This is a genomic window from Acinetobacter sp. YH12138, from assembly GCF_015218525.1.
Lineage (GTDB): Bacteria > Pseudomonadota > Gammaproteobacteria > Pseudomonadales > Moraxellaceae > Acinetobacter > Acinetobacter amyesii.
The window spans coordinates 2903382-2928655 of sequence record NZ_CP048670.1; the positions used below are offsets into that span (position 1 = coordinate 2903382).

20 protein-coding genes and 1 pseudogene are annotated in these 25274 nt (G+C 40.2%); 3 read left to right on the forward strand and 18 right to left on the reverse strand.

Features of this window, described 5'->3' with window-relative positions; genetic code table 11:
• Nucleotide 1: 1 nt before the first annotated feature.
• The 4 genes from G0029_RS14140 to G0029_RS14155 all read right to left on the reverse strand — a co-directional run bounded on the left by G0029_RS14140 (nucleotide 2) and on the right by G0029_RS14155 (nucleotide 5732).
• On the reverse strand, nucleotides 2-2059 hold the full coding sequence (locus G0029_RS14140) for a hypothetical protein (RefSeq protein ID WP_180109845.1): 2058 nt from the start codon (nucleotides 2057-2059) through the stop codon (nucleotides 2-4).
• The gene (locus tag G0029_RS14145) at nucleotides 2056-3993 is read right to left on the reverse strand and encodes a hypothetical protein (RefSeq protein ID WP_180109846.1); all 1938 of its coding nucleotides are present in this window, start codon (nucleotides 3991-3993) and stop codon (nucleotides 2056-2058) included. The genes G0029_RS14140 and G0029_RS14145 overlap by 4 nt, the downstream gene beginning before the upstream one ends.
• A complete protein-coding gene (locus tag G0029_RS14150; protein WP_180109847.1) occupies nucleotides 3990-5417 on the reverse strand; it encodes a tyrosine-type recombinase/integrase in 1428 nt (475 codons plus the stop codon). The genes G0029_RS14145 and G0029_RS14150 overlap by 4 nt, the downstream gene beginning before the upstream one ends.
• Before the next feature lie 165 nt (nucleotides 5418-5582).
• On the reverse strand, nucleotides 5583-5732 hold the full coding sequence (locus G0029_RS14155; protein WP_373685911.1) for a transcriptional regulator: 150 nt from the start codon (nucleotides 5730-5732) through the stop codon (nucleotides 5583-5585).
• A 112-nt stretch (nucleotides 5733-5844) separates the two neighbouring features.
• On the opposite strand from G0029_RS14155, the gene G0029_RS14160 reads away from it, so the two are divergent.
• Nucleotides 5845-6843: an Arc family DNA-binding protein gene (locus tag G0029_RS14160; RefSeq protein ID WP_180047484.1), complete on the forward strand. Its 999-nt coding sequence runs from the start codon at nucleotides 5845-5847 to the stop codon at nucleotides 6841-6843.
• An 18-nt stretch (nucleotides 6844-6861) separates the two neighbouring features.
• Here G0029_RS14160 and G0029_RS14165 read toward each other — a convergent pair whose 3' ends face one another.
• Nucleotides 6862-7089 (reverse strand): helix-turn-helix domain-containing protein, encoded by a 228-nt coding sequence (locus G0029_RS14165; RefSeq protein WP_180047485.1) that lies wholly within the window; start codon nucleotides 7087-7089, stop codon nucleotides 6862-6864.
• A 160-nt stretch (nucleotides 7090-7249) separates the two neighbouring features.
• Between G0029_RS14165 and G0029_RS14170 the strand changes: the two genes are divergently transcribed.
• Nucleotides 7250-7516 (forward strand): hypothetical protein, encoded by a 267-nt coding sequence (locus G0029_RS14170; RefSeq protein WP_180047486.1) that lies wholly within the window; start codon nucleotides 7250-7252, stop codon nucleotides 7514-7516.
• A 102-nt stretch (nucleotides 7517-7618) separates the two neighbouring features.
• Nucleotides 7619-8238, forward strand: a pseudogene (locus G0029_RS14175) (HAD family hydrolase).
• A gap of 31 nt (nucleotides 8239-8269) precedes the next feature.
• On the opposite strand, the gene G0029_RS14180 reads toward G0029_RS14175, so the two are convergent.
• From G0029_RS14180 to pilQ, 13 genes are all read right to left on the reverse strand, one after another.
• Nucleotides 8270-9055, reverse strand: a complete 786-nt coding sequence (locus G0029_RS14180; RefSeq protein WP_180047487.1) for a hypothetical protein — start codon at nucleotides 9053-9055, stop codon at nucleotides 8270-8272.
• A 98-nt stretch (nucleotides 9056-9153) separates the two neighbouring features.
• Nucleotides 9154-9513, reverse strand: coding sequence for an antitoxin Xre/MbcA/ParS toxin-binding domain-containing protein (locus G0029_RS14185; RefSeq protein WP_005018086.1), 360 nt, complete (start codon nucleotides 9511-9513; stop codon nucleotides 9154-9156).
• A gap of 292 nt (nucleotides 9514-9805) precedes the next feature.
• Nucleotides 9806-10318, reverse strand: a complete 513-nt coding sequence (locus tag G0029_RS14190) for a hypothetical protein (RefSeq protein WP_180047488.1) — start codon at nucleotides 10316-10318, stop codon at nucleotides 9806-9808.
• 313 nt (nucleotides 10319-10631) lie between these two features.
• Nucleotides 10632-11192, reverse strand: coding sequence for a TPM domain-containing protein (locus G0029_RS14195; protein ID WP_180106830.1), 561 nt, complete (start codon nucleotides 11190-11192; stop codon nucleotides 10632-10634).
• Complete coding sequence (locus G0029_RS18450) at nucleotides 11186-12253, reverse strand: TPM domain-containing protein (protein WP_180106829.1); 1068 nt, start codon at nucleotides 12251-12253, stop codon at nucleotides 11186-11188. The genes G0029_RS14195 and G0029_RS18450 overlap by 7 nt, the downstream gene beginning before the upstream one ends.
• Before the next feature lie 29 nt (nucleotides 12254-12282).
• On the reverse strand, nucleotides 12283-12873 hold the full coding sequence (locus G0029_RS14205) for a LemA family protein (protein ID WP_078189372.1): 591 nt from the start codon (nucleotides 12871-12873) through the stop codon (nucleotides 12283-12285).
• A gap of 161 nt (nucleotides 12874-13034) precedes the next feature.
• Nucleotides 13035-13919 carry a metal-dependent hydrolase gene (locus G0029_RS14210; RefSeq protein WP_180106827.1) on the reverse strand — a complete coding sequence of 295 codons (885 nt, stop codon included), beginning with the start codon at nucleotides 13917-13919 and terminating at the stop codon, nucleotides 13035-13037.
• Nucleotides 13920-14160: 241 nt separating this feature from the next.
• A complete protein-coding gene (locus G0029_RS14215) occupies nucleotides 14161-15582 on the reverse strand; it encodes an FAD-dependent oxidoreductase (protein WP_078189374.1) in 1422 nt (473 codons plus the stop codon).
• 69 nt (nucleotides 15583-15651) lie between these two features.
• Nucleotides 15652-20127: a glutamate synthase large subunit gene (gltB, locus tag G0029_RS14220; protein WP_180106976.1), complete on the reverse strand. Its 4476-nt coding sequence runs from the start codon at nucleotides 20125-20127 to the stop codon at nucleotides 15652-15654.
• A gap of 445 nt (nucleotides 20128-20572) precedes the next feature.
• Nucleotides 20573-21412, reverse strand: coding sequence for a hypothetical protein (locus G0029_RS14225; RefSeq protein ID WP_180109848.1), 840 nt, complete (start codon nucleotides 21410-21412; stop codon nucleotides 20573-20575).
• A 7-nt stretch (nucleotides 21413-21419) separates the two neighbouring features.
• Nucleotides 21420-22502, reverse strand: coding sequence for a 3-dehydroquinate synthase (gene aroB / locus G0029_RS14230; RefSeq protein WP_180106823.1), 1083 nt, complete (start codon nucleotides 22500-22502; stop codon nucleotides 21420-21422).
• A 14-nt stretch (nucleotides 22503-22516) separates the two neighbouring features.
• Complete coding sequence (aroK, locus tag G0029_RS14235) at nucleotides 22517-23062, reverse strand: shikimate kinase AroK (RefSeq protein ID WP_078189378.1); 546 nt, start codon at nucleotides 23060-23062, stop codon at nucleotides 22517-22519.
• A 36-nt stretch (nucleotides 23063-23098) separates the two neighbouring features.
• On the reverse strand, nucleotides 23099-25213 hold the full coding sequence (pilQ, locus tag G0029_RS14240; RefSeq protein WP_180106974.1) for a type IV pilus secretin PilQ: 2115 nt from the start codon (nucleotides 25211-25213) through the stop codon (nucleotides 23099-23101).
• Nucleotides 25214-25274: the final 61 nt, after the last annotated feature.

A 25274-nucleotide genomic window follows, 5' to 3' on the forward strand; every position in this document is an offset into this window, starting at 1 on the left:
TTTACACCTCAATATTAATCGTTTTAATTTTTTGAATCATTTTGTTTAAAGCCAAAATCTCATTGTCCATTTGCGCGTATAGCAGACTGTTCTGTACTTGCATATCTCGCTGCCGTTGTAGTTGCTGAACCGCTTTTTGCATTTTTTCAGCACTTGTTGCGTCAAACACAGCATGGGCACAACTCAAACAACTGGTAATCGCAGTAAATGAAATTTTTTCGCAAGAATCAGGATTAGTACAAGCACCAAACAGGCTAGTCTTGCAAGCAATTTCCCCTTTTTTCATACGCTTGATGGTTTCATCACGGTTTGGAAATACTGTGAGTAATTGCTCGCGGTCTTTTTGTAGCTGCAAATAGGTTCCTGCCCCACCAAGTAAACGGCCAGCACTATTAATTACACCATCTTCAAACTGAGCATAAGAATGTACCAAGCGCTGATATTCCAGTTCTTGAATAAACTCTTTTTGACTGTCACTCACTAAAATATTTGGTGCAAATACCGCATTATTACGGTAATACAACGTCATAGACTCTGTTAGATGCTTAAATTGGACTGACAAAGCGCCAAGTCCGATCATGCCTGAACGAGCGCCATAAACTGCAAGCGAACGTCTAAATTGATGGGTACAGATATTCCAGTACTCACCAACTTGGCAGTCTTTTTCTTCTCGCCAATTGCGGAAACCATCAAAAGCTTCAAGCTCGGCGATATCACTTTCTGTGATTTTCACCCCCTCTCCAAGCAAGACAGAAATACGGCTTAAATACTGATTAAAATTAGACTGTGTTCGAGTCGGAGCACCCTCAAAATTAGAGATAAAATCCGTTTCATGCTCAATATTGCGGTTATTTTTATTTCGATGCTTTTGCGAGTATAGCGTTGGAAATAATGGGTATTCAGCAGGATTAGACATATCATAATGTGGGTTGAGCAGGGCGTATATTTCACCAATACTTTGTGCTGCATGTACGCCTATTTGAATGTCTTCAAACGTGATCCAATACGTCGATTTATTTCCACCACCATGCAACTTGGAGGTATAACCCATAATGACATGCACAAGATGCTCATTACTTTGAATAGTTTGATAGCAATCAGATGACAGCTGATTCACTTCATTATCACGCATCCCTGTAAACAGATGAATCCACAACTTGGCCATGCCTTGAATCAACGTCATATAACGGGTGAGGTTAGCATGTTTTTGAATCTGATTATTTTCAAACAGTGCCGTTAAACCGAGCAAATCTCGAGCATCAGCAAAACTTACCGCATTTTTTTCACGCTTAAATTCTGTCGGCATCAAAGCAAAATTTGCATCCTGCTGCTTGCGCTGAAACCATTTCAGAAGTGCTGATGCATTTTGATTAAATTCATTCAATTTATCTGCTAAAGCATTAATTAAGGCTATATAAAGCCGTGAAGGAACAACTTTGGTTTGTGGGCCTACTTTGCCTGACTGCAACCTGAGTTGAGCAGCCAACTTTGCTAAATGCTCTATTGGCTTATATGTACTAAACGCAGGAATGAGCAATGGGTATTGCTGTTGTAAGGCAAAACAATCAGTTAAAAATGCTTTAATGTGAATGGCTTTTTGATAGCTCACACCAACATAAGCATCATTTACTTTTGACATATAAGCAACATCGCTAAATAATTGTTGTAATGTACAGCCATTTTTATATGCAATTGCTGCAAACTGGCGTAAAACCGTATGCCGCTGTTCGATACTTTTAATAATCGACTTACCAGATTTTATATAAAGCAAAGCAAAACTGATTTTTTTCATTTCTGCCCGAATTTGACAGTAAAGAAAGTCATTTTCTCGGGCATTTTCAAGCCAACTATCAAAATTCAGGCGACAATCACACTTCGGTAAATATGGAGAAAGATCCCAGATATTGTCTGAATAAACTGACAATATCTCACCACTCTTCATTCGCGATAATACAAAAGTACCTGGAACAGTCAGTTGATTATTCTTTAAATTATATTCATCAGGTAAAAACTGCTCAGCAATACCCAATGAATATAGATATGAATTAAATGAACTCATGATATCCACCCCAAATCAATTAGCAGCTCAAAATGATTCAGCCAATAGGCATCTAAATCTCCACTTTCCACTTCATCTTGGATAGCGACAATACGCTCACGTAGGTCGATATAAGCATTTGATAATTCTGTGAGTACTTCATCAATCCGATGTAGAACCACACCAAATTGCGATTCCCATTTAATCAAATCTGTAGCTTTTTGCTTGATGTAACCCAATAAACTTTTTAAGGACAAAAGTTTACGTACATCTTCATCATCGGCATGAACTGCATAATGCTGACAAAAAAGGCAGTGTTCAAATTGCTGACAGTCGGGTGTTGGGGCTTGTGGAGTAAAACCCATTGCTTTTTCGGGCTGTAGATTGGTAGTCGTACAAGCACCGACAGGTGAGGCCTGAGTTTCAACTGTTTCATCTAGCATTTGCACTGTAATACGTTCAACTGTTCGTGCTTTTGCGACGGCAACCTCTCGCAATTCATTAAAAAACCGTGAAATTTGTTGGGCTGCATCTTTGAATGAAGTACGTGCATAATTATTTCTTGTGGTATCGAGTGAATGACCCATAACCTCAGCTTCAAGCAGTAGATCACCATCGCTAAACTCAACAGTTTGACTGCTTTTATGCTTACGCCACTGTTGCGGCGTAATCCAAACCATTTTTGGGAAAATACGCTGAAAAAGCTTTTTCATTAATTGTAATCTGTTGTAGCTAACAGGTCTCAACTGTTGAATTTCGTTGCGTAATGGAAAGACGAAATCACAAGGTTCATCTTGAATATACCATTCACGAAGTTCCAAAATTTTTCTAAAAATCGGCTCAAATTTAACTCCAAACTCTGGCCGTACTGTCTTGCCTCTTGCACGGCTTTTCGTTCCTGAAAAGCGTCGGCCTTGTGTACTCGGTAGGATTTCCATCGTATCAAGGTGTAACTGTTGAGCAGTGTCTAGATTTGCTCCAGTTTGTGCAATAAATAACAGCATGCCGATGGTCAGGCCGTAGGATGCAAGTCTTTCACGCTCTAAATGCCGCTTATTTTTGTTGCGTTCTTCAAGTTTACGGATCGCTTGATTGCGGTTTTCACGTATACGCTTTCGATGCTCACTATCTTCTTCTAACTCAAAATCAGCTAGCATTTTTGACAAAGATGGAATAGCCGTATATTTAGCTAGATACCTCTGCATATCGAACTGAATATGCTGTTTTTCAACTTGATGATGAAATCCAGAATAGAAATTAAAAACTTCGTCATCTACAGATTGAAAATGCGCAGGAAAGTCATTTTCTTGTACAACAATATGATGAATTTCAAGAAAGACATTTAACAAAGTTGCATAAGTTTTTTGATGATCTTGTTCTGCAATCGGTAAAATAGGCATATCATAACGCTGAGACTGTACTTGCATCGCTTGACTAGAAATATCAATTTCATGACAATCAAATACATATGCAATCAGTTTGGCAACATAACGCTGATACTGCTTTGCGGTATGCGCAGCCAAGTTATCTTCATCAGTGTCCGCAAGCAAAGTCCGATCAACCAGAGATTTACTATAGCGACGATAGGCATCGATCATGCTGTCCTTATCGGATAAATCAAAAATTTTCTTTTGTTGATCAATCCAATCCAAAAACATCTTGATGATGGAATAGAACAACCCTTTTGATAGGTTCGATCCATCCATTTGCAGTAGATAATCTGTAAAACATTTTAAAAAATAACGTCTTTTTTCATCAAAAGAGCCAGAAACTTCATCATTTGACAGCGTCTCACAACATTCTCTTTGGCGAAAAAAGAATGTACCAATGTCTAACGTTCTAAAAGAAAATGAGTTTTTTTTATCTTTGATTACAAGTATTAAGCGTTCATGCTCAGTGATCTGTTTATTAATATCGGTGATATGAACAAACAATGGAGTGCGTGTGAAATTCATGACAAATCTCCTGCTGAATTAACAGAAGACATCACGTATTTCATCAAGCTTGATTCATACTCATGCTGAATTTTACTGCGCCACTCTAGTCTCGATTTATAGTTCAAATACTGTAAAGTCGTGCTGATATTGCGATGTCCCATCCGAGATTGCACATACTCAACAGCGGTCATAGCAGAATGACCATCTGGCAAATGCTGTAACTGACTTTCAAGCAGATTCATCCCAAAACTGGCACGTAAGTCATGGAATTTGAAACTTTTAAATTGTGGATCAATCAAGCGAATTTCGGGTAATAGCACGACTTTTAAATAACTACGTACCGCTTCACCCTCATACAGTTTCAGCCTCGCCCCAAATGAGTCAGAGGCTTTGATCTGCTCAGTTAGTTCTTGCTGTTCGGCTTTGCTTGTATAAAATGGTGTGCCAAGCTTGGTGAGAAACACATAATTTTCATCCGAATCGCCATAATTGGACTTGTTTCTACGCTGGCGTGCTTGCTCACTATTGATATAGATTTTAAGATCTTGTGCTAACCAATTTGGAATTAACAATGTCATTGGCTTTTGAAATTTAGTGTCCACACCTGTACCCGCTCCAACGGGCAGACGAATAAAGCCATGACTATCAAGCTCACAACCAATTAAGTTTTTGATTCGTAAAGTACAAATCGTTTGTAAACGAGCACCTGTAAACAATGCAAGATAAAACATCAACTGATATTCACGTGATGATTTTTTCAATGCTTTTAAGATAATAGCTTGCTCTTCAACGCTGAGTGGACTTAATTCACCACCATCCTTAATCGCCTCAGGGTTATGAGCTTTAGCAGGAACATGAATCGCAAGGTCATGCGACTTAATTGCCATTTTTCGACGTGCGCCAAACTCATTGTCTACCGCAATATATTTGTACACATCTTGAAATGGCAGTCCATAGCGTTGATGGTCAACCAAGTCTTTTGTGACAAGAAATCGATAAAAATTCACCACTGCATTAATTCGACCACGTGCAGAACTGGCTGAAATTAGGCCTGCATTGGCTTGTTCAATAAGACGCGTACGATATTTAAAAATTGCGTTTTGTTGTTTCAATTTATGAAACTTTAAACAGTCAAGCTGTTCATCTTCAAGAAACCGCTGAAAATCAACAAGCTGATTGGCAATAGATGCAAATGTTTTAAAATCATACTGTATTGCTTGCTCAAGTTTTTTCAGCAAATACAGATTAAAAACGTCAGAAGGGCTACCATCTCCATGGATAATCACAGGGAATTCGAGATACGCATCACCATGTTTTTCGAACACTGCATCATTTAAACGATCAGTTGCCTTTCTCAACGTCGATAACTGAAATTTTTTAATGGTCACAACTTTGGCTTTTGATTGGTAGCGTGACTGACCATTTTTAAGTTTAGTGCTCATTTTGAGCCTCCTGTTTATTAAAAAACAGGCAAAAAGTGATCTTAAGATAGGATTGACAAAAATGCCCCTATCCATCAAAATCGAAGTGTCTGGACGCCAATCAAGACATTCATAAAAGCTCATGTTCCCACATGGGCTTTTATACTTTTTGCCGAATGAAAATAATTACTTTTTTGTCAATTCTCTCTGTTCCTCTTTTCTTAATCGTTCCAATTCCGTAATAAAAAAAGCATTCATTGACTGATGTCTTTGCTTTGCCATTTGTTTGACCCAAAAAACTAAATCTATGGGTAAACGAAGATTCGTCTGTTTCATGTGCATCACACCAATTGTTAGCATATTGCTAACATAGCAATATGCTAACACTTATGTCAACTCTTTTTTTATAGCATAATGCTAGTGCTATTTTTTACCGACTTAAAAATGTATGAGTAAGAAAGATATCCAATTTAATCTTCGTATTCCTGAAGAGCTAAAAGCCAAAATTGATGCTGCAGCGAAAGCGAATCAACGCTCTATCAATGCAGAAGCGACCTCTCGACTTTACGATTCATTCGTCATGAATGACAATATTCAAGTTGAAGCAGCAAAAATCGTTGAAAACTTTCTTCGAGCTCGATCTCCGACAGAGCGAAAAAAAGTGGTAGCTGAACGTTTAAATTTTGTATTAAGTGAATTGAAAAAAATTTATCATTTCAATGAATTTACAATTGCTGAATTAGCTTTTGAGATCAATGAAGATACGGCTGATGAGGCTGAAGCATGGTTTAGAGCAGAATTAGAACCCACCTTCGGACAATTGGAAAAAATAGCGCAACATACTTCAGTGAATCCAAACTGGTTACTCTTTGGTAAACAGACTCCATATGATATTCAGCACATACGTTTAAATGAATATTTAGATCAAGATATAAAGCTGCTTTTAGTTTCAGACCCTAGTAATGAATATTTATCTGCATCAAAAGTGAAAGAAATAAAATTTATTCGCGAATTATCAGAAACAGGGCAGTTAATTATTCTTAAAATTTATGAAAATTACGCAGTTGAGACTTTTTATCCCCCATATCATATCAGTGACGTAAATGGTGTTGGTGGATATAACTCATTGTTATATTTTTGTTTATTGACCAAAGTACTGTTGCGATATTATAAATCTAAGGTGAATGTATATAGTCATCTGCTTTCAGAAGAGCAGTTTAAACTTATTTTGACTGGAACAGTTCATCCCTTAACAATTGCAGAAAAATTACATCATATTCCTTGGATTGATGATTTAGCGGATAGACTCCCAAATAAAAATTTAGATTATTGGGATGGTTTTGATACGTTAAGAGCAAGAATACTACGAGACTTTGCAGCGAAAGAATACATTCAGGAAATTTGGAATGATCCTGAGTTGTATTTAAAGCATCCTATTGAGTTTTAAAAAAGGGATGACATTTTACTAAGTGCCATCCCTTTTTCTAGACTCATTGGTATATTCAAATAAATCTTGCATATTACAATTAAAATATTTACATAAGGTATCAGCGACTGAAAGTTCAATTCGTACTGCACGATCATAGTAAAGACTTGTTAGCGTATTACGATTGATACCAGTCGCTTGAGCCACCTCACTTAGCTTTAAAATTTTTCGCTCACCCATCAAATTTGACAACCTACATCTAATCATAACAACCTTTAAATTAAAAAAATTAACCTACAGAAGGTTAATTTAACTTGATGAATAACTTTTACTATGCTAATTTAACCTACAGCAGGTTATATTGTCTTATTAAAAACAAATTAGCCGTTCTAAATTTCATTATATAGTTTTTTAAGGAAGTTCAGCTATGAATAACTACTTTTCTCCAAAATTCTCTGTTTCTGAGGAAGTTCGTTCAACTGCTGTTGCACTAATCAAAGAGTTTAATATTGACCGTACATTTGATTTAGCTTTGTTTCTGAATGTTAATCCCAACTTAAATGACCAAGATGCGACTTTAGCGTGGGTGAACTATTTTGAAAAAAATCAACATGATATCAGTGATTTCAATCTTGTTAGACGCCACTTTATGAAAAATTTTCCTAAAATTATGTTTACAAACTTTAGTGAATAAAATAAACAAAGGGAGATATCAAATATCTCTCTTAATTTTTAACGGACCTTCTTATTGTAATCTCGATTAAAAGTGAAACTTAATTTAATTGGTTGTAAAAATATGGATTCATCGATAAAAGCAAGTCATATTGAGCCATCGGTCATTGCTTTTGACGTGTTTGGTACACTTGTAAAAATAGGGGAAAGACGTTCCCCATATAGAAAATTAATGAAATGGCTAAAAGAACATGGACGACAACCAAAACCTGATGATGCCAAATTTATTATGTCCCACAATTTAAATTTGGCAGAGCTTGCAAAGCGATTAGCAGTAAATATTCCAGACCAATTTTGCAAGAACTTGAGCATGATTTAGATAAAGAGTTACGCTCTATTACACTGTATGAAGATACCTTATCAACTTTGGAAGAATTAAAGAAATTAGGGATTGAATTGGCATTATGCTCAAATTTAGCTATGCCATATGGAAAAATTGTTTCTCCATTATTACCGCCCCTTGATGCTTATGCTCGGAGTTATGAAGTTGCTGCAATTAAACCTGAGTCGAAAATCTATCAGTCACTCATTAACCAACTAGGTTGCCAAGCTTCAGAAGTCCTATTTATTGGGGATACAGCACTTGCAGATTTTACAGGGCCGACAGCATTTGGTATGTCTGCTAGATTGATCAATCGTCAAAATGGTCAAACATTGGCAGAAGTTTTAAGCGACATACTTTAACAACTCGTGGACGCCACCTAATAGTGAATACTCACAGCTCCTCATCTTTCCATTTTTTAAATTCTGCAATTCGTTCTTCAAGCTCCCTCGTCCATGCTGGTTTTATATGTGGCACATTTAGGCGCTCAACACCTTGATGGTCAAAAAACTTATACACCTTTGCCGCCAACTTGATAAACGCCTGTTCAAACGTATTTGCCCAAACATCTAAACGATAATCATGATAATGCTCTTGGTATAATTTACCACCATCTTCTACTTTATTGAGATGTGAGCCAGTTTCTAAATAAATCACTAATTGCCCATTATCTTCATCATTATATGCACCGTGATAAACATTTTGGCAGTGCCCCCATGTATTCCAGTGCCATGATGGTACATCACCAATAACCGTCCAAAAAGCTGGGTGTGTATCAATAAAATGATAGGCAGTTAAAAAGTCTGTTGGATTTGCGAGATATGCTTGCTCATTTTCAAAGGCAGTCTGTAAAGCAGATTGTAAATGCTCAAATTTATTTTTATCGGTGTAGGAAAACAAACTACTAGAAAGATGCTCAGAGGTTTTAAAAAATAGGCAACCACTCTCTTTATTCTCACCAAAATATTGATAAACCTCTGGTAGAATCTGTAAATCTGTAGGTTTGACATGATGGATCTGGTGTTGTACGTCTTTTAAGCTTTCATGAATTGCTTCCATACGATCAGGGTAAGTGACGACAAGTTTCGTATCTCGCAGTGATAAAATTGCTGGTTCAGTTATTTGGGGTAACTGTTCTAATAGCCAGTCTGGTAATTGTTTTAATTCAGTCGGTTGCATTTTTAGTTATCCTTTTTTAAATAATTCCAACTTGTTACATGCGTTACACAACATAATTTGTGAAAGTTGATTGTAAGTTAGTCCATAGGAGTATATTGTCACTCAAGGGCTTCAACAAAATTAAGAACAGAAATCAAGCCACTCATCGTTTCTATTTGATGAATTGGGATACCGCTAGTGACTCTATTTTCGGACGTTAAAAAAATCTTCATCGCAGCCTGATCACCACCTGTCAAAGCATGTAAAGCCTGGTATAGACGAATCAGCAACAGTGCTAATTTCCCCTGTTTAGAATTTGGATCTAATTCAGGTTGGTTTTGCAATTGAGTGATTGCCTCAACATCCATATCTAGCACTATTGCGAGCTGAGACTGACTAAGGGAAAGTAGTTTAGCAGCCCTAAGTACTGACTTTCCCAATACAGCTGCTGGTACTACCTGCTGTTCCAATAACGTCATAGCATCACCTCAAGCTCTAATTTTACTGATCAAGCCTTAAATCTAACAATATCATACAAATTTCTAGATAAAACAATCACCTATTCCTGTTCGTAGCATACCGGTTATTCTTACTTGTTAGACGACCAGAAATAGTCACATAAGCTAATTTTGCCGACACCTGATGATTCATACTTACACCACGCCATGCTGCTTCCAAGGCAAGTTTTTGATGAACAATGATGGAACACGAACAATAAATCGACCACTATATTAACCAAGGGGGGGCATTTTTACACTGCCGCTAACACAGCTATCTTCCTATCTTTTTAAAATAGGTTTCACATTTTGAAGCGGGGCCAAAATTATATTTTAAAGCGGTATTGGCTCGAGCTGTTGCATATTCAATACCTTGAATTTCACGCTGCTGAGCAAAAACTTGAATCGCAGGATGTAACTGTTCTGAGCAACTGGCATCGTTGCTAAAGTATTTTAAAGTCTTGGTATTGGAAAAATATATTGCAGCAAACAATCGCCCATCTTTAAACACAATCGCGGATGAAGCATCTAAACTGCTTACAGACCGACCTTCATAATACAGCGCCTCATCTGTTTTCAGTAAATATGGCGCTGAGTAATTGTCAAAATTAGATTGAAATTTTAGATAATCATGCTTTAACAATGTTTGAAGTCCTGTTTGGATTTTTGGATTCAAAACAATTTGAGGAATTGATGAAATATCTGAATATTGAATGAAGTCTAGTTCTTGAGCATGAGTAAAAACGGAGATTGAAAAAAGTAGAAAAAGATAATAGTGATTCTTCATATCAAATTTATTATTTTTATGTCCATATTGACTTACTTATGGATTGTTCATTTTATATGGACACTTATGGAGTATCGATAAGGGTAAAACCCTTTTGAACTGATTTCATAACATTCTCCACAAATGTTTTTTAATTTAATTATTTAATAAAGCTATGTAGCTTGTTTTATAAATAGCACAGAGCGTGCCAAGATTTATTATAGTGAAAATGACAGAAAAAACAGCACTTTAAAAAAATATTTTTATTTTTTGTAATCATTACGTCTCTTTTTGTGTTTAAAAGTGACGATTTGTGTCACTTTATCACCGTTTTTTAGCGCAAAATAATGGGCGCATTTGCAATTTCATTCGTTCTATCTACAGACTTTCCATCATAAAAGTGATCCATCACTTCACCAATCTCTTTTACGCCTGCCGTCAAAGCTATTCGGTATTGTTTATTTTGCATGTGTTGGATAATTCGCGCGCAAATAGCCTGCCACACTTGAGCATCTGTCGCCTGCCTCATCCCACGATCAATGACAATTTCAACCTGACGTTCACATAAGTTTAAATAAAGCAAAACACCACTATTAAATTCTGTATCCCACACACCCAGTTCAGCAAAGAGCTGTTCAGCACGTGCACGGGTATTTTGATAATAGGCTTGGTTCGAAGGAATATGCCCTTCGATCACCACCTGTATTTCTCCCACATGGCCATGCTCAGCTTTTGTCACCGCTTGCGCAATGGCCTGCTGATCTTGCTTATTAAAAAACCGGTTTGCTGCAGGCATATAAAAGAAGTGCTTCAACCAGCGTTTAAAACTTGGTTGCTGTATTTCCTGTGTTTTAGGACAGGTGACAATTTCTGTTGTTTCTGTTTTCGTTACCATGAACCTGATGCTCCCCCACCGCCAAAGCCACCACCGCCTCCGCTATAGCCGCCGCCACCAAAGCCACCACCTCCGCTACGGCCTCCACCGCCCCCACCACCAGCAAAAAACATTTGAAAAATGGTTTGAGCAATAGCCGTAATCAGTAAAAAGAAAATTGCTCCACCCATCAACAGACTGGTGAGTAGACCTGCACCATTGACCAAACCCGCAACGGTACCTGCAACAGCAGCAGTTGACGCACTTAAGCGCTTACCCACTATAAATGATGCAAAAATACCAATCACCAAAATGATGAGAACCGTTGTAAACGTTTTCTCTTTGGCTTGCTGCTCGTGTAAGGCTTGTTCCTGACGTTCTTTCAGCTCTTGGGCTGCTTGAGCGGCAACTTCAGGGTCTTGATTTAAAATACGTGTTATTTCCGTTAAGCCAGCATCAATGCCTTGAGCATACTGTGCTTGTTTAAAATACGGAGTGATTTGATTACGAATAATGCGACTAACGATGATATCAGGCATGATTCCTTCCAGCCCATAACCCGTCAGGATTTGAATTCTGTGATCATTCACAGCAATCGCCATCAATATCCCGTTGTCACGTTTTGCTGAACCGAGTTGCCATTTTTCTGCAACACGCATGGCGTAATCAAAAATATCTTCTTGACCTGTGGTTGGTACAATCACGATACCAACTTGTGCCTTGCCTTGTTCGTGCAACTGTAGAATTTTCTGACTAATGGCTTGCTTTTCAGCAGCCGAAAGTAAATTTGCCTGATCAACTACCGGTTCATTTAGCGTCGGCAAGCCACGAATCGACTCGCCATCTGCCATATCATTGGCGATATTCGGCTGCTGAATTTTGATTTCAGGCTGTGCTGTTGTTTCTTTTTGCGTAGCTGACTGCTGATCTTTTAATATTTTACCGACAACAACTGTTTCAGCATCTACATCTGTAGCGGTGGCAGTTTCTGCATGTGTGAAACCCACCACACACAATAAGCATGCTAAAACCATGCGCTGCAACCACAACAAACCTGTATATTTTAGCTCAAAATCCACCATCAGCCCACCTCACAATGCAGTGATGCCAATTAATTAAAATCAACTTTCGGTGCAGTTTGTGCACTTTGCTCTGCGCTAAAGTTAGGCTTAGTATCCATGCCGATGACTTTAGCTGTCATCACTTGCGGGAACTGGCGTGCATAGCCGTTAAAGTCTTGTACCGTAGTAATGTAGCGATTACGTGCGACAGCGATCCGGTTTTCAGTGCCTTCTAACTGAACCTGTAAGTCACGAAATTGCTCATTGGCTTTTAAGTCTGGATAATTTTCCGAAACAGCAATTAAACGTGAAAGTGCGCTGGTCATCTGCGCTTGCGCTTCTTGATATTTTTGGAACAGTGCTGGATCTTCCAAAACTTCCTTATCCACTTTTAAGCCCGCAACATTGGCACGTGCTTGAGTCACTTCGGTCAACACTTGTTCCTCATGTTTCGCGTAGCCTTTCACCACATTGACAAGGTTAGGTACCAAATCTGCACGACGTTGATATTGGTTTTGCACCTCAGACCATGCTGCTGTAACGGCCTCGTCTTTGACTTGTAATGTGTTATAGCCACAACCACTGAGGGTCAACGTACTGACTAATGCGATTGCGAGCATGCTTTTTTTCATTGAATTCATAACCCTTAACCTCAAGTATTTATTTGTAATTGTTTAAATAAATTCATTCTAACCTTATTTTTCGAATGAATTATGTATTTTCTTTGTGATTAAACTGATCTACTCGAAAAATATTTAGCATTAAAAAAAGCCCACAACTCGGGCTTTTTTAACATTTTGAATTAATTATACAATTGCGGTGTAATTTCAGTCTGAAAACTTTCCATTTGATATTCATCAGCAAGGCGTTCTTTCCAATATTTCACGATCTGACTGTAATCAATTTCGCTCGGATGGAATTCTGCTTTGTAATATGACAAATATTCTGGCGTCAATTGAATAAACATTTTTGCCAATAAATACGCCCCGAATATATTTCCACCAACCTTCGGCAAACTTTTTTTCTTATCCTGCATAAATAGCTTCGTTGTAGAATAAAACGTAAGACTTGCAAAACCCGTGGTCACACTGCGCATAATCATGCGGCGTATTTTGTCATCACCATACACATGTTGATATACATCAAATGCCACTGCGCGATGCTCAATTTCTTCAATCGCATGCCAAACCCAAAGTTTCACTGCATCATCATCTAAAGTACTCAGTACTTCAGGATGTCTTAAAATATAGCCACCAAGCAACGCGGTAAAATGTTCAAATGCACAGGTAATTGCCAACTGTATTTTTGGATGTAAGTTTTTTACATAGCTGTCTTTACGTGCCAGCCATGCCTGGAAACGATCTAAATTATAGGTTTCACTGCGCCAAGCATCGTTAAATTCAGCGTGGGCTTTGGAGTGCATCGCTTCTTGCCCAATGAATGCCGCGATCTCAGCTTGCAATTTTTCATCACTGACTTTATCGCGTACATTACGCACGCTATGCACAAAGAATTGCTCACCAATGGGAAAGGTCGATGACAATGCCGTCAACAAATGCGACATCACCGGTGAGTTGGCAAAATAATGCCGACGAATCGCTTTAGGATTGAATTGTGCTCGACGTACCGTAATGCCAATGGCTTTAGGACGATTCAGATATGTTTTTTGTGTCGTCACTTGCGTCATGGTCGCTTCCTAAGATTTAGATCATGATCGCAGTATGTAATTCCGATGTACTTTCACACATGGCAAAATGTGCTAGCACACTTGCATAATTCACCATTCTAAAGCGCTGTCTGACAACTTTGCAGTGTATTTATCTGCAAAATCCATTCACTTGTCATTTGAGGTAAATTCCAAAAAATAAAAAACCCGCCGAAGCGGGTTTTTTGAATGAATCCAGTGTAAGCACTGGGCGTGTCATGACTTAAACATCTAAGTAGTCAAGAATACCTTCTGCAGCTTGGCGACCTTCCCAGATTGCGGTTACCACAAGGTCAGATCCACGTACCATATCACCACCGGCGAAAATTTTCGGATTCGATGTTTGGAACTTAAATTCTTGCTGTTCAGCAGCAATGACACGGCCTGAACCATCCATACTGATGTTTGATGTAGTAAACCAATCTGCAGGGCTGGTACGGAAACCGAAGGCAAGCAATACTGCATCTGCTGGTAAAATTTCTTCTGAACCCGGAACTGGCTCAGGGCTACGACGACCGCGACTATCAGGTGCACCTAGCTGTGTAGTCACAACTTTAACACCTGTCACTTTGCCATTTTCACCCACAATTTCAATTGGCTGGCGATTAAATTGGAAATCCACACCTTCTTCACGCGCATTTTTCACTTCACGACGTGAACCCGGCATGTTTTCTTCATCACGACGGTAGGCACAGACAACGGATTCGGCACCTTGACGGATCGAGGTACGGTTACAGTCCATCGCGGTATCACCACCACCCAGAACAATCACTTTTTTGCCTTCCATGCTGATGTATTCAGATGGATCTTTTTCCCATCCTTGCGTACGGTTGACATTGGCAATCAAGAAATCCAGTGCATCATGAACACCAACAAGATCTTCACCCGCAAAACCACCCTTCATGTAAGTATAGGTTCCCATACCCATGAATACAGCGTCGTAATCAGCCAAAAGCTGATCAATCGTCACATCTGTACCAATTTCAGTATTTAGACGGAATTCAACTCCCATGCCAGAGAAAATCTCACGGCGACGTTTCATCACATCTTTTTCCATTTTGAATTCTGGAATACCAAATGTCAGCAAACCACCAATTTCAGGGCGTTTGTCGAATACAACTGGCTTCACACCATTACGTACAAGAATATCTGCACAGCCAAGGCCAGCAGGACCTGCACCAATAATCGCAACTTTCTTGTCTGTCCACTTAACGTGTGACATATCTGGACGCCAGCCCAATGCAAAAGCCGTATCGTTAATATATTTTTCAGCATTTCCAATGGTGACTGCACCAAAGCCGTCATTTAGCGTACACGCGCCTTCACATAAACGGTCTTGCGGGCACACACGACCACAAACTTCAGGCAAGGTGTTGGTTTGATGACACAATTCTGCCGCTTGGAAAATGCGACCTTCTGCAATCAGTTTTAACCAGTTTGGAATGTAGTTATGTACTGGACATTTCCATTCACAATACGGGTTACCGCAACCTAAGCAGCGGTGTGTTTGGTTTTTTGCAACTTCAGCTGTAAACGGTTTATAGATTTCCACAAATTCTGCTTTGCGGACAACTAGATCTTTTTTCTCTGGATCTTGGCGTGCTACATCCAGGAACTGAAAGTCATTATTTAGGCGCTCTGCCATGTCTCTCTCCGTGGGTAGGTGTAAGCATGTTTGGACTTACACCTGCCTATCAAATCTGCAGTAGTGGAATTATTGTGGATCAGCTTGAGTTGTTTTCAACAAAGTCTGCAAATTAGCAGCTTTTGGTTTCACAAGCCAGAATTTGCGGCTATAGAAGTCAAACTCGTTGCGGATCTTATACGCCCAAGCACTACCTGTTTCTTTAATATGTTCATCTAAGATACGGCACAAGAACTCTTTGTGTTCTTCCATCGATTCTGTAGAGATACGGTTCAATTCAATTAATTCGTGGTTGTAATGGTCAACAAAGTCATTGTCGAGGTCGAGCACATAAGCGAAACCGCCTGTCATACCCGCACCAAAGTTATGACCCACTTTACCCAATACAGTCACGATACCACCCGTCATGTATTCACAGCAGTGGTCGCCTGCGCCTTCAATCACGGCAAACGCACCTGAGTTACGCACAGCAAAACGCTCGCCTGCTGTACCTGCAGCAAACAATTTACCGCCTGTTGCACCATACAAACAGGTGTTACCAATAATCGCAGTATTTTGCGTTTGGAACGGTGAACCTTTCGGTGGGAAGATCGAGATACGACCACCAGCCATACCTTTACCCACGTAGTCATTCGCATCGCCTTCTAGGCTGATATGTAACCCACCTGCGTTCCAAACACCCAATGACTGACCTGCAGTCCCTGTTAATTTAACTCTAACAGGATGCGCTTCCATGCTGAGGTTGCCATAACGTTTTGCAATCTCACCCGAAATACGCGCGCCAATTGAACGGTCACAGTTACCAATAGTAAAACCATATTCACCGCCTGTGCCTGCTTCAATCGCTGGCAGCATTTCAGCTACCATTTTCTCAGCCAATAAACCTTTATCGAATGGTGCATTACCTTGTACTTCACAGTACTGTGCTTTGCCTTCAGCCGCAGGATGCGATTGGAGTAATGCGCTCAAATCAAGGTGTGCATGTTTTTCAGTTTCACCTGGAAGCATTTCCAGTAAATCTGTACGGCCAATCAAATCTTTCAGACTTGCAACGCCTAGCGCTGCTAACCATTCACGTGTTTCTTCCGCAATAAAGTGGAAGAAGTTGATCAGCATTTCAGGCTCACCGATATAGTGTTCCTGACGTAAATGATCTTGTTGTGTTGCAACACCGGTCGCACAGTTGTTTAAATGGCAAATACGTAGGTATTTACAACCCAATGCGATCATCGGTGTAGAACCGAAACCAAAACTTTCAGCTCCTAGAATCGCAGCTTTCACAACATCTAGACCCGTTTTCAAGCCGCCATCAGTTTGTACACGGACTTTACCACGCAGGTCATTCACACGAAGCGCCTGATGCGCCTCAGATAGACCAAGCTCCCATGGAGAACCTGCATGGTGAATTGAAGAAAGTGGAGAAGCCGCTGTACCACCGTCATAACCAGAAATGGTAATGAAGTCTGCGTAAGCTTTCGCTACACCTGCCGCAATCGTACCAACACCTGGCTCAGAAACCAGCTTAACTGACACCATCGCCTGTGGGTTAACCTGTTTTAAATCGAAAATTAACTGTGATAAATCTTCGATTGAGTAGATGTCGTGATGCGGTGGCGGAGAAATTAATGTCACACCCGGTACTGAGTAACGTAAACGTGCAATTAAGCCATTCACTTTACCGCCCGGCAACTGACCACCTTCACCTGGTTTTGCACCTTGTGCCACTTTAATTTGAAGGACTTCTGCAGAAGTTAGATATGCAGGGGTCACACCAAAACGGCCAGATGCAATTTGTTTGATTTTCGAGTTACGAATGGTACCGTAACGCGCAGGGTCTTCACCGCCCTCACCAGAGTTTGAACGACCACCAATGGTATTCATAGCGATTGCAATAGCTTCGTGCGCTTCAGGTGATAATGCACCTAAAGACATCCCAGCCGAGTCAAAACGCGGCAGAATTTCTTCTACGGATTCAACTTGATCAAGCGCAATTGAATTATCAGTTTTAAGTTTGAATAAGTCACGAATCGTCGCGATTGGACGGTTATTCACTAGCTCTGCGTATTCTTTAAAGTCCGCATAATTACCAGAACGCACAGATTTATGCAGCGCATTGATCACATCTGGGTTAAATGCGTGATATTCCTTACCGAATACAAATTTCAGCATACCGCCTTGATCGATTGGCTTACGTGATTTCCACGCCAAATCTGCCAATTTTTTCAAGTCATTTTCTAGATCAGAGAATGTTGCGCCTTTAATACGGCTCGGTACGTCAGTAAAGCATTTTGCAACCACTTCATCAGAGAGGCCGACCGCTTCAAACAACTGACCGCCACGGTAAGAGGCAACAGTAGAAATACCCATCTTAGAAAGGACTTTTAATAAGCCTTTCTCAATGCCTTTACGGAAGTTCGCTTGCGCATGGATTGGGTCACCCAACAACTCGCCTTTCGCGATCAAGTCATTGATCACGTCATAAGCTAGGTACGGATAAATCGCAGTCGCACCGAAACCAAGAATCACCGCAAACTGATGCGCATCACGCGCCAAACCAGTTTCGACAATGATGTTGGCATCTGTACGCAGACCCACATTGATTAAATAGTGGTGAACCGCACCAGTTGCCATCAATGCATTTGCAGGTAAAAAACCTTGACGGATTTTCTTATCAGACAATACAAGTAATGTTTTTCCATCGCGAATCGCTTGTGCAGATTCTTCACAAATACGCGCGATAGCAGCTTCTAAGCCTTCATCTTCTGCATAGTTCAGGTCGATATCTGCAATCTCGTAACCTTTACGACCAAGGGTACGGATTTGATGCATTTTCGAATTTGATAGTACTGGGCTTGAAATGATCAGACGATCTGCATGCTCTGGACCTTGTTCAAATACATTTTGTTCACGGCCGAGGCATGTCTCTAACGACATTACGATCGATTCACGTAATGGATCGATTGGCGGATTCGTAACCTGAGCGAACTGCTGACGGAAGTAGTCAGACACATGGCGCACCTGACGAGACAATACTGCCATTGGCGTATCATCACCCATTGAGCCCACGGCTTCCTGACCACTTTCAGCGATTGGACGAAGCAATTGGTCACGTTCTTCAAATGTCACCATGAACATTTTTTGTGAAGCTTTCAGGTCATCACCTTTTAAGCCTTGATCACATAAATATTCTTCTAGCTCTGGACTACCTTGCACACGTACTGAGTTTTCACGTAACCACTGACGGTACGGACGCATACGTTTGAGGTGATTACTCACATCTTGAGTATCGAGCATTTTGCCGGTAAAGGTATCGATCACCAAGATTTGACCCGGACCGACACGACCTTTAGATACAACGTCTTCAGGTTCATAACCCCAAACACCAATTTCTGATGCCAATGTGATGTAACCATTTTTGGTAATTACCCAACGTGCTGGACGTAAACCATTACGGTCAAGCATACAAATCGCATGACGACCATCTTGAATTACCAGACCTGCTGGACCATCCCATGCTTCCATATGTTTCGAGTTGAATTCGTAGAATGCACGTAAGTCCGCATCTAAAGTTTCAACGTTTTGCCAAGCTGGTGGAACCAACATGCGCAGCGCACGGAACAAGTCCATACCGCCGCCGACAAGGATTTCCAGCATATTATCTAAACTTGAAGAATCCGAGCCTGTACGGTTTACAATTGGATTTAGCTCAGTTAAACCTGGCAACAATGGGTTTTCAAATTTTGGTGTACGTGCCATTGCCCAGTTACGGTTAGCAGTAATGGTATTGATCTCACCATTGTGTGCTAAGTAACGGAACGGCTGAGCCAATGGCCAACGAGGCAAAGTATTAGTTGAGAAACGCTGATGAAATACAACAATGTGTGACTTTAAACGCTCATCAGCAAGATCGGTATAGAAGTCAGCAATGGCTGCTGGCATCATCAAACCTTTATAGCTGATCACAGTTGAGCATAAAGTGGTTACATAGAAGTATGGGTCAGCAGTCAGCTGTTGTTCTGCACGACGACGTGCCATCACCAACTTACGGTTGAATTCAACCTCTGAAACACCCATTGGGCAATTCACGATAATTTGTTCAAATGCAGGCAATGACTGCATCGCGATTGAACCCAACGCATCGTTATTGGTTGGCACAACACGCCAAGCGATGACTTTACAACCTTCGTCTTCGATTTCTTTGGTTAAAATTTGTTTTGCATGTGCGGCTAATGCAGGGTCTAGGTTTAGAAATACCGTACCCACAGCAAAGATTTCACTCAATGTAATGTCACTGAGTTTTTTCGCTTCTTCACGGAAAAATTCTTTGGGCATAGCAAGGAGTAGACCGCAGCCGTCACCGGTTTTACCATCTGCGGCAATACCACCACGGTGGGTCATACAACTTAAACTATGCATTGCGGTTTTGACGAGATCATGGCTTGCATCACCCTGCATATGGGCGATTAAACCGAAACCACAGTTATCTTTAAACTCATCCGGTTGGTATAAACCTTGAGCGGGAGCTACAGTATTAGGCGATGGCATGTGCATAGCGTACCCTTCTTTTCTTTACAGCTCTTTCGAGCACTTAACAAACTAATTTCTTGTTGCGATTCGTCTTAACTTACTCACATGAATTGTTCTGTCGAGCAAAATTATTTCTTATTCACACCCTTAAGATAAACCGAATTCATCTTAGATGCATGAATAAAAGTCAAATTTTCTGCTTTTGCAGTTCAGATCAGGGATAACGACTGGATTAATGACTTCGCACTTTTATCGAATCATTTTCGCGCCAAAACAGGGAGAAAAGTTCAATTTACGCACCAATTAAGCAATTTACATGCCAACTTGATGCGTTTTCTCCTAAGATGGCTGATTACAAACATTTTTTGGTTATAACAAATAATTTAAATTGTTCTTTTATAATTTTATGCACTTTTTCTGTGCAGTTTAGACTTTTTCTAAGACATCTTGCGCTATTTTAGAACTAATTGAATGGATCGGTTACTTCTTGCTCTACCGGTGTAGGTTTTGGACGTGGTGCATCTACACTACTTTGTGATTTTTGCACATCAATCACATTCCCTTCAGTATCACGGCGAGTCACCGTAGTACTTGTTGTTGCATTAGCTGGAGTTGTTACTGTCGCTGCAGCCGCTGCTTTTCGTGCTGCGATTTGAGCTTCATCAATTTTCGGTAAAGGCACAGACTTTAATTTAACAGCATATAACTTTTGACTCGACGACATTTCTTCCGCGCCTAAGTCATTCACATATGCTTGATATTGTTTAAATTCCACAACCTTAGGTTTAATTGATGCAGGCAAAGCAATATTGAGGCTCGACATTGCAGTTTTCGCATCATTTTGAGACGAATATGGTCCTGTTAAAATGACGTATTGCTCAGGATGGTCTTCACCAGAAAGACGTAGATAAATAAATTTGTGACGCTCAGGCTGCTTGCGTAAGAAGCTTTTTAAAATATCTTCTTCAGAAACCCGAAATAATTCAACACCATAAAGCTTGGCAGAATCCTTGATAAATTTAGTGCCGCGAAATTCTGGCTCATGTTGAGCTGTAGCAACCACACGGGTCGTCATATCCAGCGGACGTACTTCTTCATTTAATGCACCAAGATGGGACATTGCTGCCACTTTCTCTGACTGAATTTGCAAATCCACTTCGGTTTCCGCTTGTTTTTCAACTTCAACCAATTCTTTGGTATCTGTAATCGCCCAGAAAACCAATGCAGCGAACAGACACACAGCTCCACCCACCAACCATGTGTAGTGATGAACTTTTTGCCATTGAGACTGCCGCGCTGCCATGATGTACCTACTCTGCCTGATTTGCCAAAATTGCCTGTTTCATTAATTCGACATCAAACTCTTTGGTGATGATGGCCTGACCTAATGATTTCAGTAAAATAAGTCGTAATTGCCCATTCAATACTTTTTTATCATGGGACATATACGCCAAAAATTCCTCTAGCGGAATTTTAGGGCAAACTATCGGTAATTGTGCACGTAAAATGATTTTTTTTGTACGCTCTAAATCTTCAACTGTGATCCAGCCCATACGATGGGACAAATCTGCAGCCATCACCATCCCTGTTGCAACGGCTTCGCCATGTAACCATTCACCATATCCCAAGTACGATTCAATCGCATGGCCAAAGGTATGACCCAAGTTTAATAACGCACGCTCACCTTGTTCTTTTTCATCATTGGCCACAATACGCGCTTTATGAGCGCATGAACGATATACTGCTTCAGCCAACAAAGTTGCATCACCTGCAACTAAAGCATCCATATGCTGTTCAAGCCAAGCTAAGAATTCAACATCACCCAACAAGGCATATTTGATCACTTCAGCCAAACCTGCAGAAAGTTCACGCGCTGGCAAAGTTTTTAATTGCGCCATATCCGCAAGGACCACTTGGGGTTGCTGAAAGGCACCAATCATGTTTTTACCTAGTGGATGGTTAATCCCTGTTTTGCCACCAACACTTGAATCCACTTGAGAAAGTAAAGTCGTCGGCACTTGAATAAAATACACACCGCGTTGATAGCATGCAGAGGCAAAACCGGTCATATCTCCAATAACACCACCACCTAATGCCAAAACCGTACAATCGCGGTTAAAGCCTGCTTCGAGCAAGGCATCAAAAATTAAATTCAAATGGTCTAAATTTTTATACTTTTCACCATCAGGCAAAATACATGTCGCAACAGTTTTCCCTACTGCCTCAATTGCTTCTACATAATGTTTTAAATAGAGCGGGGCAACTGTGGTATTAGAGACAATCATCACTTGTTTACCCTGAATATAAGGCTCAAGTAAAGTTTGTGGATTAAGGTCACTCCCAATAAAAATAGGGTAGCGACGATCACCGAGTTCAACATGTAAGGTTTGCATGAATTTAACCTTTTCTAACGAGATATATTTTGTGAAACAATTAAATTAAAAATTTTTTGCGCAAGATCTCTCGCAGCACCTTGATTGGTTTCAATAATATAGTGCGCGACTTCACGATAAAGCGGATCACGGGCAGCCAATAAATCTCGTAGCTTTTGCTCTGGATTTTCCACTTGAAGAAGTGGGCGATTTTTGTCGCGGTAGGTTCGTTGTAACTGAATTTCCACCGGAGTATATAGATAAACAACAATACCACGTTGTTTTAAAAATTCACGATTTGGGGGCTGAGTCACAGCACCACCGCCAGTCGCCAAGACCAGTTGTTTCTTTGCAGTTAACTCATCAATGACATTCGTTTCACGACTTCTAAAGCCTTTTTCCCCTTCCTTTTCAAAAATCCAAGGAATGGTCGCACCTGTTTTACGTTCAATTTCATGATCACTGTCTAGAAATTCACGTCCTAACAATTCTGCTAAATGTCGCCCTACGGTTGTTTTTCCTGCCCCCATTGGCCCTACCAAATAGATATTTGGTAGGGTTTCAAACTCTTTGCTTGGCAAGGAGTCACCTATTTCTTTTGTTAAATTGAAAATATATTAATGATTTCTGGTAACACTGTCATTAACAATTCGCGGAGTAACAAAAATCAGCAACTCATTTTTTGCATCGCTTTTCATATCTTTACGGAATAAGCGACCCACATAAGGAATATCACCTAAGAACGGTACTTTAGTTTGCTTACTTTGCGTTTCCTGATTAAAAATACCGCCGAGCACAACAGTTTCACCATTGTTGACTAAGACATCGGTATTAATTTCATTTTTATTCAGGATGATTTCACCATTTTGTGCATATCCTGCTGGTGAGTCGCTCTTGATATTCAGCTTCATTTGCACTTTACCATCTGGAGTAATGCTAGGCGTGACATCCAAACTTAATAAAGCTTCTTTAAACTCGGTAGAAGAAGTCGCATTTGAACCTGTACCCGTTGTGGTTTGATACGGAATTTCTTGACCTGATGCAACTTTGGCGGGTTGTTTATCCGCTGTCAGTACTTTTGGTGTAGAAATGACTTCACCATAACCATCCGCTTGTAAAGCAGAAAGCTCTAAATCCAACATAAAATCAGAAAGACTAATTAAGCCAAACGCAATTCGACTGGCACCTGCAGTAGTCACCCCTAAGTCCACGTTTAAGTTACTTGGACGTTGAATCGTATATTTCCCATCATCATCCGGCGTTTTTAAGTCCCAAAGCGTAGTATCACTACCACCCACCAATAAATGGTCATTTTGGTTAATCCCTTGAGACAAGAGACCCCATTTCACACCCATTTCTTTGGTAAAGTCAGTAGATGCTTTTACAATACGTGCTTCGACCATGACCTGCTTGACTGATACATCAAGCAAATCCACCATCTTACGAATCTGATCAATGTTTTGCGCAGTATCATTAATAATCAGTGTATTTGTACGCGTATCTGCAGAAATCGTTCCGCGTGGACTTAACAAATTACCCCGATCATCATCAGCATTATTACTATTATTTGACGAACCGCTATTACCCGCAGTTTTAGACTGCGTAATCAGCTTCTCTATCTCAGCAGCTTTTGCATAGCTTAACGTTAAATATTCAGTCTGTAATGGTGCCAACTTCATACTTTGACGTAAGGCTTTTGCTTCTTCTTCTTCCGCTTTAATCAACTCAGATACAGGCGCAATCCAAATCACATTACCATTACGACGTTTGTCCAAATTCTTGGTTTTCAATATGATATCTAGTGCTTGATCCCAAGGCACATCTTTTAAGCGAAGTGTAATATTTCCTTGAACCGTATCAGCAGCAACCATATTGATTTCAGTGAAATCAGCCAAAAGTTGCAGTACACGACGTACTTCAATATCTTGGAAGTCTAATGAAATCTTCTTACCGATATAATGATTGGCAGCTTTAGGACGTAATGGATTCTTATCTTCCGGACGTTTCAAACTTACCGTTAATTTATTATCAGTTTGGTACGCCATATATTCATAGCTGCCCGTCGACTGAATGGTAATCACACCATTACCGCCATCATTATGTGCATCTACCGTTGCAACAGGTGTTGCAAAATCATTGACATTTAAACGGCGAGTCAAATGTGCAGGTACTTTATTGCCTAAAGTACGGATCACCACTTTACTGCCTTGCTGTTGAACATCAACGGGGGTATTTCCACCCAATAAATCAACAACAACTTGACCTTCACCATTAGAACCACGGTGGAAACCAATATTTGAGATGCCCTGTTGCTGACGTTGTGCTACAGGCTGTACATAATTTGCAGCTTGTGCAGAGTTGATTTTTAAAATAAAGGTATTACCTTCAACACGCGTGGTAAAAGCGCCAGCATTGGCTAAATTCACAGTTAAGCGCGCACGTTGCGCATCCGAACTCACATCCACAGTGCTCGCTTCAGCCGTTGCAACAGGAATTGAACTTTGTTTTAAATTTTGCTGTGCTTTATCAAAGTCTAAAACTAGTCGTGATGGTTGATCGAGTTGATAAGCTTGTGGTTGCGGCGGCAAGCCATTAAACATCACGCGAATTTCAGTCCCTTGACCTGGAATTTGCATTGGTACCACATTGGTTACACTCACCTGAGCATTGGCAACTTGCATCATCGCCATTGCAACAGCCCCCATCGAAAACTGACGAAACACATGATTCATTGTATTGCCATCCCCAAAAATAAAATCTTGTACACTATTCTTCATTTTTATTCCTTTAAGC

What these genes read in the sequence shown, in the direction of transcription:
- G0029_RS14140 (WP_180109845.1), bottom strand. Translation starts at nt 2,059, where the DNA reads ATGAGTTCATTTAATTCATATCTATATTCATTGGGTATTGCTGAGCAG.
- G0029_RS14145 (WP_180109846.1), bottom strand. Translation starts at nt 3,993, where the DNA reads ATGAATTTCACACGCACTCCATTGTTTGTTCATATCACCGATATTAAT.
- G0029_RS14150 (WP_180109847.1), bottom strand. Translation starts at nt 5,417, where the DNA reads ATGAGCACTAAACTTAAAAATGGTCAGTCACGCTACCAATCAAAAGCC.
- G0029_RS14155 (WP_373685911.1), bottom strand. Translation starts at nt 5,732, where the DNA reads ATGAAACAGACGAATCTTCGTTTACCCATAGATTTAGTTTTTTGGGTC.
- G0029_RS14160 (WP_180047484.1), top strand. Translation starts at nt 5,845, where the DNA reads ATGAGTAAGAAAGATATCCAATTTAATCTTCGTATTCCTGAAGAGCTA.
- G0029_RS14165 (WP_180047485.1), bottom strand. Translation starts at nt 7,089, where the DNA reads ATGATTAGATGTAGGTTGTCAAATTTGATGGGTGAGCGAAAAATTTTA.
- G0029_RS14170 (WP_180047486.1), top strand. Translation starts at nt 7,250, where the DNA reads ATGAATAACTACTTTTCTCCAAAATTCTCTGTTTCTGAGGAAGTTCGT.
- G0029_RS14180 (WP_180047487.1), bottom strand. Translation starts at nt 9,055, where the DNA reads ATGCAACCGACTGAATTAAAACAATTACCAGACTGGCTATTAGAACAG.
- G0029_RS14185 (WP_005018086.1), bottom strand. Translation starts at nt 9,513, where the DNA reads ATGACGTTATTGGAACAGCAGGTAGTACCAGCAGCTGTATTGGGAAAG.
- G0029_RS14190 (WP_180047488.1), bottom strand. Translation starts at nt 10,318, where the DNA reads ATGAAGAATCACTATTATCTTTTTCTACTTTTTTCAATCTCCGTTTTT.
- G0029_RS14195 (WP_180106830.1), bottom strand. Translation starts at nt 11,192, where the DNA reads ATGGTAACGAAAACAGAAACAACAGAAATTGTCACCTGTCCTAAAACA.
- G0029_RS18450 (WP_180106829.1), bottom strand. Translation starts at nt 12,253, where the DNA reads ATGGTGGATTTTGAGCTAAAATATACAGGTTTGTTGTGGTTGCAGCGC.
- G0029_RS14205 (WP_078189372.1), bottom strand. Translation starts at nt 12,873, where the DNA reads ATGAATTCAATGAAAAAAAGCATGCTCGCAATCGCATTAGTCAGTACG.
- G0029_RS14210 (WP_180106827.1), bottom strand. Translation starts at nt 13,919, where the DNA reads ATGACGCAAGTGACGACACAAAAAACATATCTGAATCGTCCTAAAGCC.
- G0029_RS14215 (WP_078189374.1), bottom strand. Translation starts at nt 15,582, where the DNA reads ATGGCAGAGCGCCTAAATAATGACTTTCAGTTCCTGGATGTAGCACGC.
- gltB (WP_180106976.1), bottom strand. Translation starts at nt 20,127, where the DNA reads ATGCCATCGCCTAATACTGTAGCTCCCGCTCAAGGTTTATACCAACCG.
- G0029_RS14225 (WP_180109848.1), bottom strand. Translation starts at nt 21,412, where the DNA reads ATGGCAGCGCGGCAGTCTCAATGGCAAAAAGTTCATCACTACACATGG.
- aroB (WP_180106823.1), bottom strand. Translation starts at nt 22,502, where the DNA reads ATGCAAACCTTACATGTTGAACTCGGTGATCGTCGCTACCCTATTTTT.
- pilQ (WP_180106974.1), bottom strand. Translation starts at nt 25,213, where the DNA reads ATGAATCATGTGTTTCGTCAGTTTTCGATGGGGGCTGTTGCAATGGCG.